This is a genomic window from Flavonifractor porci (genome assembly GCF_037572415.1).
Taxonomy (GTDB): Bacteria; Bacillota; Clostridia; order Oscillospirales; family Oscillospiraceae; genus Flavonifractor; species Flavonifractor porci.
The window spans coordinates 96,718-111,165 of sequence record NZ_JBBHLB010000008.1 but is presented as its reverse complement, the minus strand read 5'-3'; the positions used below and the strand labels follow the sequence as shown (position 1 = coordinate 111,165).

15 protein-coding genes and 2 tRNA genes are annotated in these 14,448 nt (G+C 60.7%); 6 read left to right on the top strand and 11 right to left on the bottom strand.

Annotated features, from left to right (window positions below; translation table 11 throughout):
- Positions 1-24 precede the first annotated feature (24 nt).
- Together WHJ28_RS08930 and WHJ28_RS08925 are read right to left on the bottom strand one after the other, a co-directional pair.
- On the bottom strand, positions 25-978 hold the full coding sequence (locus tag WHJ28_RS08930; RefSeq protein ID WP_340041808.1) for a hypothetical protein: 954 nt from the start codon (positions 976-978) through the stop codon (positions 25-27).
- A complete protein-coding gene (locus tag WHJ28_RS08925) occupies positions 950-1,483 on the bottom strand; it encodes an AAA family ATPase (RefSeq protein WP_340041806.1) in 534 nt (177 codons plus the stop codon). The genes WHJ28_RS08930 and WHJ28_RS08925 overlap by 29 nt, the downstream gene beginning before the upstream one ends.
- A 137-nt stretch (positions 1,484-1,620) precedes the next feature.
- Between WHJ28_RS08925 and WHJ28_RS08920 the strand changes: the two genes are divergently transcribed.
- Complete coding sequence (locus WHJ28_RS08920; protein WP_340041804.1) at positions 1,621-3,792, top strand: Tex family protein; 2,172 nt, start codon at positions 1,621-1,623, stop codon at positions 3,790-3,792.
- On the top strand, positions 3,789-4,157 hold the full coding sequence (locus WHJ28_RS08915; protein ID WP_340041802.1) for a metallopeptidase family protein: 369 nt from the start codon (positions 3,789-3,791) through the stop codon (positions 4,155-4,157). The genes WHJ28_RS08920 and WHJ28_RS08915 overlap by 4 nt, the downstream gene beginning before the upstream one ends.
- Before the next feature lie 37 nt (positions 4,158-4,194).
- Here the strand turns inward: WHJ28_RS08915 and WHJ28_RS08910 are convergent, their stop codons facing one another.
- The 5 genes from WHJ28_RS08910 to WHJ28_RS08890 form a co-directional block, all read right to left on the bottom strand.
- Complete coding sequence (locus WHJ28_RS08910; RefSeq protein ID WP_340041800.1) at positions 4,195-4,527, bottom strand: cupin domain-containing protein; 333 nt, start codon at positions 4,525-4,527, stop codon at positions 4,195-4,197.
- A gap of 16 nt (positions 4,528-4,543) precedes the next feature.
- A complete protein-coding gene (locus WHJ28_RS08905) occupies positions 4,544-4,903 on the bottom strand; it encodes a DUF6483 family protein (protein ID WP_340041798.1) in 360 nt (119 codons plus the stop codon).
- Positions 4,904-4,917: 14 nt separating this feature from the next.
- Positions 4,918-5,547: a LexA family protein gene (locus WHJ28_RS08900; RefSeq protein WP_340041796.1), complete on the bottom strand. Its 630-nt coding sequence runs from the start codon at positions 5,545-5,547 to the stop codon at positions 4,918-4,920.
- Between the two features lie 503 nt (positions 5,548-6,050).
- A tRNA-Tyr gene (locus WHJ28_RS08895) sits at positions 6,051-6,135 on the bottom strand.
- A gap of 12 nt (positions 6,136-6,147) precedes the next feature.
- Positions 6,148-6,223 (bottom strand) — tRNA-Thr (locus tag WHJ28_RS08890).
- Between the two features lie 279 nt (positions 6,224-6,502).
- Between WHJ28_RS08890 and WHJ28_RS08885 the strand changes: the two genes are divergently transcribed.
- The 4 genes from WHJ28_RS08885 to WHJ28_RS08870 all read left to right on the top strand — a co-directional run bounded on the left by WHJ28_RS08885 (position 6,503) and on the right by WHJ28_RS08870 (position 9,144).
- Positions 6,503-6,715, top strand: a complete 213-nt coding sequence (locus WHJ28_RS08885) for a hypothetical protein (RefSeq protein ID WP_340041794.1) — start codon at positions 6,503-6,505, stop codon at positions 6,713-6,715.
- Entirely contained in the window at positions 6,696-7,013 is a 318-nt protein-coding gene (locus WHJ28_RS08880) for a sigma-70 family RNA polymerase sigma factor (RefSeq protein ID WP_340041792.1), read from the top strand. Before WHJ28_RS08885 ends, WHJ28_RS08880 begins: the two co-directional genes overlap by 20 nt.
- A 98-nt stretch (positions 7,014-7,111) precedes the next feature.
- Positions 7,112-8,473: an RNA polymerase factor sigma-54 gene (rpoN, locus tag WHJ28_RS08875; RefSeq protein ID WP_340041790.1), complete on the top strand. Its 1,362-nt coding sequence runs from the start codon at positions 7,112-7,114 to the stop codon at positions 8,471-8,473.
- A 14-nt stretch (positions 8,474-8,487) separates the two neighbouring features.
- Complete coding sequence (locus WHJ28_RS08870; protein ID WP_340041788.1) at positions 8,488-9,144, top strand: HAD family hydrolase; 657 nt, start codon at positions 8,488-8,490, stop codon at positions 9,142-9,144.
- A gap of 141 nt (positions 9,145-9,285) precedes the next feature.
- Here the strand turns inward: WHJ28_RS08870 and kamE are convergent, their stop codons facing one another.
- The 4 genes from kamE to kdd all read right to left on the bottom strand — a co-directional run bounded on the left by kamE (position 9,286) and on the right by kdd (position 14,446).
- On the bottom strand, positions 9,286-10,074 hold the full coding sequence (gene kamE / locus WHJ28_RS08865; RefSeq protein WP_340041786.1) for a lysine 5,6-aminomutase subunit beta: 789 nt from the start codon (positions 10,072-10,074) through the stop codon (positions 9,286-9,288).
- The gene (gene kamD / locus WHJ28_RS08860; RefSeq protein WP_340041784.1) at positions 10,071-11,639 is read right to left on the bottom strand and encodes a lysine 5,6-aminomutase subunit alpha; all 1,569 of its coding nucleotides are present in this window, start codon (positions 11,637-11,639) and stop codon (positions 10,071-10,073) included. The genes kamE and kamD overlap by 4 nt, the downstream gene beginning before the upstream one ends.
- A gap of 83 nt (positions 11,640-11,722) precedes the next feature.
- Positions 11,723-12,976 (bottom strand): lysine 2,3-aminomutase, encoded by a 1,254-nt coding sequence (gene kamA / locus WHJ28_RS08855; RefSeq protein WP_340041782.1) that lies wholly within the window; start codon positions 12,974-12,976, stop codon positions 11,723-11,725.
- A gap of 429 nt (positions 12,977-13,405) precedes the next feature.
- Complete coding sequence (kdd, locus tag WHJ28_RS08850; protein ID WP_340041780.1) at positions 13,406-14,446, bottom strand: L-erythro-3,5-diaminohexanoate dehydrogenase; 1,041 nt, start codon at positions 14,444-14,446, stop codon at positions 13,406-13,408.
- Between the last annotated feature and the right edge of the window lie 2 nt (positions 14,447-14,448).

The window sequence follows — 14,448 nt, the reverse complement described above, 5'->3', positions numbered from 1 at the left end:
GGAGCAGACCGGTTCTTTTTGTGGTTAAAGTGAGACGGAATCCAGCAGTGCCTCCCGTTCACGCTCCAGAGCAGCCTGCTGGTCGTTCAGGTCCTGGGAGGCGGCGGTCAGGGTGCGGAGGGCGGCGGTCAGCTTCATGTGGACCTCCGATACCCCCTCCTGGGCCGTTTTGATGCTGGACTGGACATACCAGTCGGAGAAGATGCCGTCAAAAAAGTAATCGGCAAAGGTGGCAAACTCCCCGATCTGGATGTTGGGCACATGAAGCTGGCTCACATCGGCCAGCTCGGTGCGGAAGTCGCTCAGGGCCCGCTGAGCCGCCTGGATGCTGGACTGGGCGCTGTCCAGCCGGTCATGCTTGGCCATGGTGGCGATGAGTCCGCCCCCCAGCATATCCCAGGTGCCCCAGCTGCGGGCGCTGTCCAGATCGTTCTGGATCTGGTCCAGCAGCCGCTTGGCGTTCTCGCCAGCGGAGAGAGCCTCCTGTACTTCTTTATGCTGGTGGGTCACGCCGACCAGTTGGCGGTCCAGCTCCACCAGCCGGGCGCCTGCCTGGCCGCCCATGGCCTTCACCAGATCGGCCTTCTCCGCCCACAGCGCCTCCAGCTGCTCCGGGGTGTCCCGCAGTCCGTCCCGCTCCCGGGTCAGACTGTGGAGCTTGTTCTCCAGGTATTCCAGGTCCGATTTGGCCTGGTCGTACTGGAGCTTGGCGGCCAGAGCCTCCCGGCGCTCCTTGTCCAGCCGCTCCTCCTTGTGGCCGGTCAGTGTGAGGAGAAAGGCGTGTACGCCGCCCAACTCCAGCTTGTCCACATCGTCCTGCTCCTTGCGGAAGCGTTGAGCGGTTTCGTCCACTTTGGCCTGCCGCTCCCCCCGCTGGCGGTACAGCTCGTCAATCTGGGCGTCCAGCTGCTTGCGGCGGGCCTGGGCCTGTTTTAGTTGATCCAATTCCTTATTTAACTTCGTCAGATGTTCCATCATCACTTCTGCTCACCTCAATTATGTATGCTGCGGTCTCTGCCGGGGTCAGACGGGAGGTATCGATTTTCTGGCCGTCCAATTTTTGATAGAGCGGAAGATAGGCCAGGCTGCGAGGGATGATATCTGGGTTCCGCCGCCCGGCGGCCACGTCGGTTTCCAGACGGGTACGCAGGACTTCTGGACGGCATAGCAGAGAGATCTGATGGACCTGACAGCACTCTGTATCCACCCGGCACAGTAAATCGTCTACGATCTCCTGCCGGTGCATGACCCAGCTTAAAATAATATGCTGACAGAGGGAGCAATGAAGAAACCGGTTGAGTAAAAAAGAAATATTTTCTATCACCATAGAGCAGGTCTCTTCTGTAACCTGGAAGGGGTGCATATCCCAGCACCAGTCTCCGTCCAGATATAAGCTGCCGGACAGAGCGGTTTTAAGATGGGAGCACACGGTGCTCTTTCCGACCCCCATGGGCCCCCCGATCAGGTAGAGCTTTTTTCTCATGCGGTGCGCACCTCCCACGCTGCTTCTTTCTCAATCATTCTACGCCGCTGAAACAAAAAGGACAAGGAAAATCGCTGGACTTGACGGACAAAAATGGGTAAAATATTGGTTACAAGCCCGCTGCAAAGGAGAACACTATGGATACCATCATTCAGATCCTGGCCAGGGAACTGGGCCAGAAGGAGACATACATTCAGAACGTGGTGGACCTCATCGACGAGGGCAACACCATTCCTTTTATCGCCCGCTACCGCAAGGAGCTCCATGGCGCCATGGACGACACCACCCTGCGTACCCTGGCCGACCGGCTGCAATACCTGCGGAACCTGGACAAGCGGCGGGAGGAGGTCAAGGGGGCCATTGAGGCCCAGGGCAAGCTGACGGAGGAACTCTCCGCCGCCATCGACTCCGCCGCCACCCTGGCGGAGGTGGAGGACCTGTACCGCCCCTACAAGCAGAAGCGGCGCACCCGGGCCACCATAGCAAAGGAGAAGGGGCTGGAGCCCCTGGCCGATCTGCTTTTCGCTCAGGCCATGGACGGCCCTGCGCCGGAGGCGGCTGCGGCAGAGTATATCGACCCGGAGAAGGGCGTGGAGACGGCGGAGGAGGCCCTCCAGGGCGCCAATGACATCATTGCCGAGCGCATCTCCGACGACGCTGACATCCGCAAGCTGCTGCGGGAGCTGGTATGGAAGAAGGGCTATCTGGTATCCGCCGCCGCGGCCAAGGACCCGGAGGACACGGTATACCGGCTGTACTACGACTTCCGGTCTCCCATCAACCGCCTCCAGGGCCACCAGATCCTGGCCATCAACCGGGGCGAGCGGGAGGAACTCCTGAAAGTGAGCGTGGAGATGGACCGGGAGGCCGCCCTCATCCCTGTCCGGCGGCAGGTGCTCAACCCCGGCGCCCCTGCCATGGCCTTTGTGCGCGCCGCCGCCGAGGACGCCTACGACCGGCTCATCTTCCCCTCGGTGGAGCGGGAGATGCGCAACCTGCTCACCGAGCAGGCTGACGAGGGGGCCATCAAGATGTTCGGCCTCAACCTAAAACCCCTGCTGATGCAGCCGCCGGTGAAGGGCTTTGTCACCATGGGCCTGGACCCGGGCTATCGCAACGGCTGCAAGGTGGCGGTGGTGGACGCCACCGGCAAGGTGCTGGACACGGCGGTGGTCTATCCCACCTTCAATGAAAAGAAAAAGCAGGAGGCCATCGACATCCTGTCCAAGCTCATCCGCAAGCACAACGTGGCCCACATCGCCATTGGCAACGGCACCGCCAGCCGGGAGACCGAGCAGATGGCGGTGGAGATGATCCGCAAGCTGGGGGGCGGGGTGAGCTATATGATCGTCAACGAGGCGGGTGCCAGTGTGTACTCCGCCTCCAAGCTGGCGGCGGAGGAGTTCCCCGACTACGACGTGAATCTGCGCTCCGCCGTGTCCATCGCCCGGCGGCTCCAGGACCCCCTGGCCGAGCTGGTGAAGATCGACCCCAAGTCCATCGGCGTGGGCCAGTATCAGCATGATATGCCCCAGGCCCGGCTGGACGAGACTCTGGGCGGCGTGGTGGAGGACTGCGTCAACGCGGTGGGGGTGGACCTGAACACCGCCTCCGCCCCTCTGCTGGCCTATGTGGCGGGCCTCAATAACACCACCGCCAAGAACATCGTCAAGTACCGGGAGGAGAACGGAGCCTTTACCACCCGGAAGGGGGTGCTCAAAGTACCCAAGCTGGGTCCCAAGGCCTTCGAGCAGTGCGCCGGCTTCCTGCGGGTACCGGAGAGCAAGAACGTGCTAGACCATACTGGCGTCCACCCGGAGAGCTATGAGGCGGCCCAGAAGCTGCTGGAGCTGTGCGGCTACACCCTGAAGGACGTGGCAGCCGGAAACATAGCCGATCTGGACCAGCGGCTGCAGGCCTATGACCGGGAGAAGGCGGCCCAGGCCTGCGGCGTGGGCCTGCCCACCCTGTATGACATCGTGAAGGAGCTGCTCAAGCCGGGCCGGGACCCCCGTGACGAGCTGCCCCGCCCCATTCTGCGCACCGACGTGATGGAGATGAAGGACCTGCGCCCGGGGATGGAGCTCACCGGCACGGTGCGCAACGTCATTGACTTCGGCGTGTTTGTGGACATCGGCGTCCACCAGGACGGACTGGTCCACATCTCCCAGCTGGCGGGCCGCCGGGTGCGCCACCCCAGCGAAGTGTGCGCCGTGGGGGACATCGTCACCGTCTGGGTGCTGGAGGTGGACGAGAAAAAGAAGCGTATCTCCCTCACCATGAAAAAGCCCAAGGAGGGAACGGTATGATCCTCAGCTTTGACCAGGCGGGGGACCTGCTGGACGAAATGGCAGAGGAGTTTCCAGAGGCGTTCTATCAGGACCTGAACGGCGGTATCTCCCTGCTGCCTGAGGCGGCGGAGGACCCGGCAGGGGAGGACCTCTACATCATGGGGGAGTACTGCAACGATATGATGGGGAAGTACATCAACCTCTACTACGGCTCCTTTGCTGCCCTGGCGGAGCGGGAGAACTGGACGGAGGAGGACTGGGAGGACGAGCTGTATACCACCTTGTCCCACGAGTTTACCCACCATGTGGAGGGCCTGGCCGGTGAGCGGGGCCTGGAGATTCGGGACCAGCTGGAGCTGGAGGAGTACCGGCGGGAGCAATAAGAAAGTGGCGGACGCATGGCGTCCGCCGCTTTTTTATTCAGTTGTGCTGAGGTACCACGGCAAAAAAGACCAGGTCGGCCCCGCCGTCGTTCATGAGGGTATGGGCGTGGCCCTCCGGGCAGTAGTGGCAGTCGCCGGGGCCCAGCCGCTCCTCCACGCCGTCACAGATGGCCTTTCCGGTGCCGGAGAGGACATATAGGATCTCACTGCTGCCGGTGTGGGTATGCAGGCCGATGGAGGCGCCGCTCTCCAGCCGGGTCTGAAAGATCCGGTTGAGGCCGTCATCCATGACCCTGCTGTAGGTGGTCTTTTTGCCCCCTTTGAACTGAGGCATGGGGGTCTCGGCAATTTGGGGCAGGCAAATCTTCATCAATAGGTCCTCCTTGTTATAAAATCACGCCGTAACGGGCAGCCAGTTCCTGCAGGCCTTCCTGCAGCTCCTGCCGGTCAAAGCCGGCCTGTTCCAGTTGGCCGTCGGTGAGGGTGTTGGCGCGGGTATAAAAGTCCACCGCCACCTCCAGGTAGCGCAGGTCGTCCCAGTCGCCCTCCTGAAAGAGCAGATCCTCTCCGCCGCCCACGTCACCGGCCGCCAACCGCTCCACCAGACGGAGATGGAGGGCGTCCAGCGCCGCGTCCTCCTCCGCACCGGTGGGCAGATAGTCGGCAGAGTCCTTTTTCAAAACCAGCTTGGCCAGGGAACGGGCCAGCCCGTCCACCTGCCGCAGCATCCAATCATCCGTCAGCATGGTATCGCTCCTTTTTATAATTCCCGCACCAGCTTGACGGCTACGCCGACGATGCGGGCCAGACCCTGCTCAAAGTCCCGCAGGGGAATGATCTTTGGCTCATAGTAGGGATTTTCCGGCTGAAGGATCACCATGCCCTTCTGGCAGCGGAAGCGCTTCAGCGTGGCATCCTCGCCATCTACCAGACAGGCCACAATCTGGCCGTTTTCCGCTGTGGACTGCCGTCGGATCAGCACCAGGTCCCCGTCCCGGATACCGGCGTTGATCATGCTGTCGCCAGCCACCCGAAGATAGAAGTGCTCCTCCGGGTCAGATATGTCGGCGGCGGCATAGCCTTCGATCTGCTGGCTGGCCAGAATGGGAAAACCTGCCCGGATCACCCCAAGAATGGGGACTACCGGCTCCCGGTGAGCGGGGCAGGGGGGCTGACGGGGGACATTGAACCCCTGCAGCCAAAGCAGATCGACCCCCAGGGAGCGGGCAATGGCGGCGGCGGTGCCGATTTTGGGCTCACGCTGGCCCAGCACATAACGGTTCAGCGTCTGGGGATTCATATTCAGCCGGTCCCCCAACTGTTCGTAACTGAGGCCGGACTCCTCCATCAGGGTGCGCAGACGGGCGCCGAAGGTGCTCTCCTGCTCCATACCGTTTTCCCTCCTGTCCAATTTGTGGGCCTATTCTATCACATTTTATCACCAAACGCAATGTGCTTCGACAAAAAATGATTGACTTTTATCTCCGTTTGGTGCTATTATGGCTGTGCAATGGAACGAAAGTTCCAAATCTGGATAAGTTCATCACCAATCGGAGATTTATTTCGGAGAGGGGAGAATTACAGGGGAAGAAAAGAGCCTCGCCGTCCGGCGAGGCATCCGATTGGGGAGGAAAATAAAAAACGCCCCGCCTGTCACCAAATCGAAGCCCAGCAAAGCGGGTTCGATTTGGAAAGGAGAAGCAGCAAAATGAATGCGCTCTGACGTGACTACAGCAGAGCAAATGATATGGCGCTTGCTCCGACGCGGTGGAGGAGGGTGGATCGGCTTTTCTGCGGAAAAGCCACGGCGGAGGAAACACGCCACTGGCGCGTTTTCAAGAGCCGCCTTTCGAATCCGAATAAAAAATGCCCCGCCGCTTGGCGAGACATTTTTGGTGGAGGAGGGTGGATTCGAACCACCGAAGCGAATCGCAACAGATTTACAGTCTGCCCCCTTTGGCCACTCGGGAACTCCTCCATATGAACTTGTTGGAGCTGGTGGACGGACTCGAACCCCCGACCGGTTGATTACAAATCAACTGCTCTACCAACTGAGCTACACCAGCAGACCAGCTCGTCCACAGCGAATGTTATTTTATCAGGGAGAAGGGGATTTGTCAAGGGAAAAGAAAGAATTTTTCAAAAAATTTTTGGAGGAGGAATGGGTATCCAGCCACGGGTGTGGACAGACCCGCTGCGGGATGTGCAGCGGATACCGCCGGCAGGTCGGTGCAGCCTTTGCGGCGCGGAGCTGTATGGCCGGGAACGGGAGGTGTGCCCGCTCTGCAGGGCGGAGCTTACAGAAAGAGAGAAGGGGACGAGGTATGACACTACAGGAGTTATCAGTGCAATATCGGACAGGCGCGGAGATCCTGCGGCAGAGGGTGCAGCTGTTGGAGCGCCGCAGGAGTGCCGAAGAGGACGAACGTGACCAGCGGCTGCTGGAGCAGCGTATTCGCCATCTGGAGGCAATGCGGCGGGAGGCCAGGGATCTGGCGGTCCTGTGTGAGCGCTATTACGACAGGGGGTATCACTGCAATGTCCGGTACACGATATAGAAGAGGAAAAACCTTTGCCGCTGACATGGCGGTCTATACCCAAGTGATGGCGGAGGATAACTCCGAGCAGATGGGACGGCTGCGCCGCAATGTGATGCTGGCGCTCCAGGAGGATGTGACCCCCCGGCAGCGGGAATGTATGCTGCTCTATTATGAAAAGGGACTCAATATGCGGCAGATCGCCGAACTGACCGGTGTGGACAAGTCCACCGTGTCCCGCAACATCAAGCGGGGAGAATCCCGGCTGCGCCGCTGCCTGCGCTACGGAGCAGAACAGCTGCTGGCGCCTCGGGATTGACGCATTTTTCTATTGGGTGGGATGTTGAAATGTGAGGGGATTCCATGATATACTTTCTTTCGAGAAACCGCGAAAATGGGCGAAGGGAGGAAGTTACCTTGGAATTGAACCTGACACAGAAGCAGACGCAGACCCTCTCTCCCCAAATGATGCAGTCCATGGAGATCCTTCAGATGGGGTCTCAGGAGCTGCTGGAATACATTGAGGAGGCCGTGCAGGAAAATCCGGTACTGGAGCCGGAGGAGCGCTACGACAGGGCGGATGAGAGCGATCAGCTCCGCCGCAAGCTGGAGTGGCTGGAGTCCACCGATCCTCAGAATCGCTATTACCATCAACAGGATACCGAGGAGGATGACCGGCTGGGCAATTACGGCACTATGGAGGACCGGGAGGACAACCTCTACTATTATGTGCTCTCCCAACTTAAAGTGCTGGACCTGCCGCCAGAGGTGATGGAGGCCGCCACCGTTTTGGTGGAGAGTCTCAATCAGAGCGGCTGGCTGGATGAGCCTCTGGATGCCCTGGCCGCCGATTGCGGCTGTGCCGTGGAGTTGCTGGAACGAGCCCTGGCGGCCGTCCAGTCTTTGGAACCTGCCGGTGTGGGTGCACGGGATCTGTCCGAATGTCTGCGCCTCCAGTTGGTGCGCCGTACCCCGGTGGATCAGCTGGCGGTGCGTATCGTGGAGAGTCAGCTGGACGCCCTGTCCAAGAGCCGCTACGGCCTCATTGCCCGGGAGCTGAAGGCCACCCCGGAGGAGGTGCGGGCCTCCTGTGAGCGTATCCGCACCTTGCATCCCAGGCCGGGCACCGGCTTTGCTGCCCGGGAGAATCTGACCTATATCAATCCCGATATCATCGTAGTCAGCTTCCCCGATCACTTCGAACTGCTGACCAACGACTACTATTTTCCCAACCTGGGAATCAGCGGGTATTACACCCGACTGCTGAAGGAGAGTGAAGATCAGCAGGTAAAGGACTACCTGACCGGCAAGGTAAAGCAGGCCAAATGGATGGTCCATGCCATTGAGCAGCGCCGCTCCACGCTCATGTCCTGCGCCGGATGCATTCTGGAACTGCAAGAGGCCTTCTTCCGGCAGGGGCCGGGCCATCTGGTGCCCATGTCCCTGGCCGATGTGGCCGGGCGTATCGGGGTCCACGAGTCCACGGTGAGCCGGGCGGTAAAGGACAAATACATCCAGTGCTCCATGGGGGTGTATCCTCTGAGCTACTTCTTCTCCCGCAGCTTGGGAACGGGCAGCGAGGAAGCTGCGTCCCCTGACGCGGCCAAGGCCCTGCTGAAAAAGCTCATCGCCGGGGAGGACAAGAAGAAGCCGCTGTCTGATCAGAAGCTGTGCCAGCTGATGACGGCCCAGGGCTGCCCTCTCTCCCGGCGTACCGTGGCCAAGTACCGGGATGAACTGCACATTCCAAGCACCACAGGCCGCAAGCAATACGAATGAATTTGGGAGGAACCATGGGTTTTCAAGGGGTATTTTTTGATTTTGACTATACACTGGGGGACGCTACCGAGGCCATTGTGGCCGGTTTCCGGTATGGCTTTACACAGATGGGACTGCCGGAGCCGGAGCGGGAGGCGGTACGCCACACCATTGGGATGACCCTGGAGGACGGCTACACCACCCTCACCGGGGATAACCGGCCGGAGCAGCGGGCCCTGTTCCGACAGCTGTATACGGAGAAGGCCGCGCCCCTCCAAGTGCAGGTGACCAAACTCTTCCCCGGCGCGGCAGAGCTGCTCTCCGCCCTGAAGGAAGCCAGCATCCCGGCGGGAGTGGTGAGCACCAAGCGCACCGACACACTGACGGCAGTGCTGGAGGCCAGAGGAGTACGGCAGTACCTGGTGTCCCTTACCGGCGGCGACAAGGTGGACCGGCCCAAGCCGGACCCCCAGGGGCTGCTTTCAGCTCTGGCAGAGCTGGGCCTGAAGCCGGAAAATGTGCTCTACTGCGGAGATACCCTTATTGATGCCGAGACGGCTCACCGGGCCGGGACCCACTTCTGTGCCGTCCTCAACGGCACCACTACCCGCCAGAACTTCGAATCCAGCGGTCTGCCTATGGACCATGTGGCGGCGGACCTTGGGGATCTGAAGGCCTGGCTGGGGCTGTAAATTCTATTATATGTAAGAAGGTAGTAAAAACGCCGGGGCAATCGCCCCGGCGTTTTTTGCGCAGAATGGACAACGGGGCCCCGTTGTCCTACAGAGAAAAAGAGGGGAAAAAGAGGAAAAATCGAAAAATCCCAATTTTGACTATTTGCCCAGGCGGCGAACCATTTCCTTGGCGCAGAAGGTAGCCACGTCGTCGGCATAGGTGCCGGCACCGAAGCCGGCGTCATAGCCCAGCTCCTTGGCCAGAGCGTGGGTCACACGGGCGCCGCCGCAGCAGAAGATGTACTTCTCACGGACACCCTCGGCCTCGGCCAGCTCGATGAGCTCTGTGAGGTTGTGGATGTGTACGTCCTTCTGGGTCACAGTCTGGGACACCAGCAGCACGTCGGCATTGACCTCGGCGGCCTTCTTGAGGAACTCCTCGTTGGGCACCTGGGAACCCAGGTTATAGGCCTCGACCATCTCATAGCGCTCCAGGCCGTAGTGGCCGGCAAAGCCTTTGCGGTTCATGATGGCGTCGATGCCCACGGTGTGAGCGTCGGTGCCGGTGGAGGCGCCCACCACCACCAGCTTGCGGCCCAGGCGCTCCTTCAGGAACTCGTCGGTCTCGTGCATATCCATGGCCTCGTCAGCCACGGTCTGTACCACGATCTCATTGTAGTTGATGGAGTGAGTCAGAGAGCCGTACACCACATAGAAGGTGAAGGACTCGTCCAGCTTCTGGCGGAGAGCCACGTTTGGGTCGGCCAGGCCCATCTTCTGAGCCATGAGCACGGCGGCCGCGGCGCCCTTGTCGTCGTCCTTAACGGGCAGGGTGAAGGAGAGCTGCACCTTGCCGTCGTTCATGGTGTCGCCATAGGGTTTCAGCCGGGTCAGGTCCAGCGTGGTGTCAAGGTCCTTATCGCGAATCTGATACAGTCCGGAACTCATTTGCCGGCACCCCCTTTCATCATGGGCTCAAGGAAGGGGTTGAAGTACCCGGCTGCCTTGGTCACAACGCCGTCCAGGCCCTTGCCGCCGTCGCGAGGACGCTTGATGTCGGCAAAGATGCCCCGCTCCAGGGTCTCGAAAATACCCAGCTGCTCGATCTGGCCCAGCAGGTCGGTAGCCTTGTGCAGCACGTCGGCAGCACGGTTCTGCATGATGCCGCCGTCCTTGAAGACGATCTCGCTGCCCAGGTCCTGCATGGTGCGGAAGATGTACTGAGCATTCTGGATGGCCAGGAAACGGTCGGACAGGAAGGGAGTGTGGATAGCCTCGGTCATCATACCCAGCAGGTGGATCTTCTGCTGAGTCAGGATGGTCACCATGTTGAACAGGGCGTCCTGAACGTGGCCGCGGAAGATGTTGCCGGTCATGAACTTGGTGGGAGGCATATACTTCAGAGGAGCGTTGGGGAAGATCTCCCGGGCCATCTCGGCCTGGGCCAACTCATACAGGAAGCCGTTCTCCACGTCGGGGTCGATCTCGAAGGCGTGACCCAGACCCATCTGCTCCTCGGGCAGGCCGGCCCGCAGGGCGAAAGCCTCGTTGAGGAACTGGGAGGCCAGCACGGTGTGAGCCTCTTCCACGGCGTCGGCGGTAGTCAGGTAGTTGTCCTCACCGGTGTTGATGACCACGCCGGCATAGGCGTTGATGGCTCGGGAGAAGGACTGGTCCACCAGGGTACGCTGCATATTGATGTCGCGGAACAGAATGCCGTACAGAGCGTCGTTCAGCATCACGTCCAGACCCTCGAAGGCGCCCATGGCGGCGATCTCGGGCATACACAGGCCGGAGCAGTAGTTACACACACGGATGTAACGGCCCAGCTCCTCGCCCACCTTATCCATAGCCTCGCGCATCAGGCGGAAGTTCTCCTGGGTGGCGTAGGTGCCGCCGAAGCCCTCGGTGGTGGCGCCGTAAGGCACATAGTCCAGCAGGGACTGGCCGGTGGTACGGATCACGGCGATGACGTCGGCGCCCTGGCGGGCGGCGGCGGTAGCCTGCACAACGTCCTCATAGATGTTGCCGGTGGCCACGATCAGGTAGATCCAGGGACCCTGCTTCTCGCCGCCGTGGGTGGCGATGAAGTCCTCGCGGCGCTTGCGGCGGGCGCGGATCTTGGCCAAGCTGGCCTCCACGATGGGGTCCAGAGCGGCGTGGATCTCGGTCTCGCTGTGAGTGGGCAGAGCGGTCAGCTCCAGCTCGTCCTTGGCAACAGCCTCGGCGATGGCCTGGGGGTCCTTGCCGGTCTCCACCATGGCGTTGCCGATCCAAAAGGCCACGCCCTGGGGCAGAGCGCCCTTATCCATCAGATGGTCCACCACCACGTTGGGCAGGGGCACGTCAGCGGCGTCCACACCGTCGATGCCCAGCAGGCGGCAGATGGTACGCTCCACGGCCACGGTGGTGCAGCCGTCGATGAAACGCTGGGTGTCGTCCGCAACCCGGGAAGCGTGGGCACGGGCCTGTTCCACCAGCTTAAAATCAAGATTCAGCTTGGATTCCAACATCGATCACTTCCATTCTTTGTCAGTTCAAAAACGGGGGGAAGCGGATCGCCGCCGTGGGCGGCGATCCGCTGTCTCCTTTTGGATTACTCCTCGTGATGAGAACGCTTGTGGCGCTCCAGGCCGGCGGGCTCCATGGACAGAGCCTGGCCGCGCTCCAGACCGGCCACACCCATGAGCTCCTTCTTCTTCTTGCCGGTGCAGTAGTCGCACTGACAATCGGTGTAGTGCTCGGGCTCGGTGTAAGTGGTGATAACACCCTCGTAGTTGCGCAGGATGACCTTCTTGGGGGTCTGGGAGATGACGTACTGAGGCATGACGGGAGTCTTGCCGCCGCCGCCGGGGGCGTCCACCACGAAGGTGGGCACGCAGTAGCCGGAGGTGTGGCCGCGCAGGCCCTCGATGATCTCGATGCCCTTGCTGACGGGAGTACGGAAGTGCTCCAGGCCCATGGACAGGTCGCACTGATAGATGTAGTAGGGACGCACGCGGATCTTGACCAGCTCGTTGACCAGCTTCTTCATGGTGTAGACGCAGTCATTGATGCCGGCCAGCAGCACGCTCTGGTTACCCAGGGGGATACCGGCGTCGGCCAGACGGGCACAGGCGGCGGCAGCCTCGGGGGTGATCTCGTTGGGATGGTTGAAGTGGGTGTTCAGCCAGATGGGGTGATACTTCTTCAGCATATTGCACAGCTCGGGGGTGATACGCTGAGGCAGCACCACGGGAGTACGGGAGCCGATGCGGACGATCTCCACGTGGGGGATCTCGCGCAGCTTGGCAATGATGTACTCCAGACGCTCGTCGCTCACCAGCAGGGCGTCGCCGCCGGACAGCAGCACGTCGCGGATCTGGGGAGTGTTGCGGATGTACTCGATGGCCTGATCCACCTGATCCACGGGCAGGCCGGCGTCGTTCTGACCGGCAAAGCGACGGCGGGTGCAGTGACGGCAGTACATGGAGCACTGGTCGGTGATCAGCAGCAGGCAGCGGTCAGGATAGCGGTGAGTCAGACCGGGAGCGGGGGAGTCCTCATCCTCGTGCAGGGGGTCCAACAGATCGGCGGCGGACTGATGCAGCTCCTTGCCGGTGGGAACAGCCTGCAGACGGACGGGATCGTTGGGATCGCCGGGCTGGATCAGGGACAGATAATAAGGAGTGATGGCCATGCGGAGGGTACCCAGGCAGGCTTTCACGCCTTCCTCTTCTTCGGGGGTCAGATCCACATACTTCTTCAGGTCCTCCAGAGTCTCGATGCGGTTCTTGACTTGCCAGTGCCAGTCGTTCCACTGCTCATCAGTCACATCGGGAAACAGGATCTTACGGCGGGACTCTACCATAACAAGGTCATCCTTTCTAAATCGGTGTAGGGATGCGCCATCCGCAGGCGTCAGGGACCGGAAACCGGAACGGGGAGAAAGGGTTGGGGAGGAGTGTTTCTCCGTCGGGACCGGGGCCCGGAATGAGCGGCCGCGGAACGATCACATCAATCAGCTCATCTGTCAACGGGACAGGTAAGACACAGGGTAAACAGGGTATGATCTGGAGATCGGTCAAACAGAGGCTTACAGATACTTCTTCTCGAAATAAGCCTTCAGCTGAGGATTCTCACGCAGCGCCCCACGCAATGTTCCATTGCGCGGGGACCCCGTGATTTGACATCCTAGGGGCAAATGAATTGCCCCTGCGGGAATGCTGCGCGTTCTGCGCGCCAAAAGGCGCGGCCGGCTGTGCCGGCGTCCGAGCTGCACAGACAGCTCAGAATCACCTTACAGATACTTCTTCTCGAAATAAGCCTTCAGCTGAGGATTCTCACGCAGCTCGGACAGGGTAATCTCGGCGTGGTCCTTGGTGTAGCCGTTGCCCACGATCATGGTGACGTCCTTGCCGCAGCCCTCGGCGCCCAGGGCAGCCTTGGCAAAATCGGTAGCCATGGAGAAGAAGTACACCACGCCGTTGTCATGGACGGGCAGGATGGCGGCCATCTCGCAGGCGGGCACGTTCACGATCAGGATGGAGACGTCGTACTCCTTGCCGTTGTTGACAGCCAGGGACTTCTCCAGAACCTCGGTGGGGTTGGTAGCGGAGCCCACGATAGCGTGGTGGCAGAGGTTCATGCTCTTCAGCAGGTCGGCATCCTCCTGGCAGATGACCAGGGCAACCACGTTGCCGGTGGGGCCAACGCGCTTCATGGCCTCGTAGCAGCACATCATGCCGCCCTTACCGGCGCCGCCCAGGATGAGCACGGAGTCACCGGGCTTCACCAGCTTGGCGGTCTGGGCAGGAGCACCAGCCACGTCCAGAGCAGCCAGGGCCAGCTCCTCGCTCATGTCGTCGGGCAGCTTGGCATACAGGCCGGACTCAAACAGGATAGCCTGAGCCTCCACGTCCACACGGTCGATTTCGGGGTGGATGGCCTTGATCTTGTTGATCTTCAGGGGGGTCAGGGACAGGGACACCAGGGAAGCAATCTTGTCGCCCACCTTCAGATCGATCTTGCCCTGCAGGTCCTCACCGATCTCACGGACGGTGCCGATGAACATACCGCCGGAACCGGTGACGGGGTTCTGCATCTTGCCGCGTTCGCCCACGATGTCCAGGATCATCTGCTCAGTGCGGGCCAGGTCCTTCTCACAGGCCTCATAGATCTGAGTGAAGGAAGCGGAGTCGATGTTCAGAGCGGTCACGTCGCACAGGATCTCATTGGACCAGCACTCCATGGTGTTGTCAATCTTCTTGGCGGCCTGGGTCAGCAGTCCCTGGGGCTCGATGACGCGATGAGTGCCGTACTTGTTGCCTTTCTTCTGCATAG

What these genes read in the sequence shown, in the direction of transcription:
- WHJ28_RS08930 (WP_340041808.1), bottom strand. Translation starts at nt 978, where the DNA reads ATGATGGAACATCTGACGAAGTTAAATAAGGAATTGGATCAACTAAAA.
- WHJ28_RS08925 (WP_340041806.1), bottom strand. Translation starts at nt 1,483, where the DNA reads ATGAGAAAAAAGCTCTACCTGATCGGGGGGCCCATGGGGGTCGGAAAG.
- WHJ28_RS08920 (WP_340041804.1), top strand. Translation starts at nt 1,621, where the DNA reads ATGGATACCATCATTCAGATCCTGGCCAGGGAACTGGGCCAGAAGGAG.
- WHJ28_RS08915 (WP_340041802.1), top strand. Translation starts at nt 3,789, where the DNA reads ATGATCCTCAGCTTTGACCAGGCGGGGGACCTGCTGGACGAAATGGCA.
- WHJ28_RS08910 (WP_340041800.1), bottom strand. Translation starts at nt 4,527, where the DNA reads ATGAAGATTTGCCTGCCCCAAATTGCCGAGACCCCCATGCCTCAGTTC.
- WHJ28_RS08905 (WP_340041798.1), bottom strand. Translation starts at nt 4,903, where the DNA reads ATGCTGACGGATGATTGGATGCTGCGGCAGGTGGACGGGCTGGCCCGT.
- WHJ28_RS08900 (WP_340041796.1), bottom strand. Translation starts at nt 5,547, where the DNA reads ATGGAGCAGGAGAGCACCTTCGGCGCCCGTCTGCGCACCCTGATGGAG.
- WHJ28_RS08880 (WP_340041792.1), top strand. Translation starts at nt 6,696, where the DNA reads ATGTCCGGTACACGATATAGAAGAGGAAAAACCTTTGCCGCTGACATG.
- WHJ28_RS08870 (WP_340041788.1), top strand. Translation starts at nt 8,488, where the DNA reads ATGGGTTTTCAAGGGGTATTTTTTGATTTTGACTATACACTGGGGGAC.
- kamE (WP_340041786.1), bottom strand. Translation starts at nt 10,074, where the DNA reads ATGAGTTCCGGACTGTATCAGATTCGCGATAAGGACCTTGACACCACG.
- kamD (WP_340041784.1), bottom strand. Translation starts at nt 11,639, where the DNA reads ATGTTGGAATCCAAGCTGAATCTTGATTTTAAGCTGGTGGAACAGGCC.
- kamA (WP_340041782.1), bottom strand. Translation starts at nt 12,976, where the DNA reads ATGGTAGAGTCCCGCCGTAAGATCCTGTTTCCCGATGTGACTGATGAG.
- kdd (WP_340041780.1), bottom strand. Translation starts at nt 14,446, where the DNA reads ATGCAGAAGAAAGGCAACAAGTACGGCACTCATCGCGTCATCGAGCCC.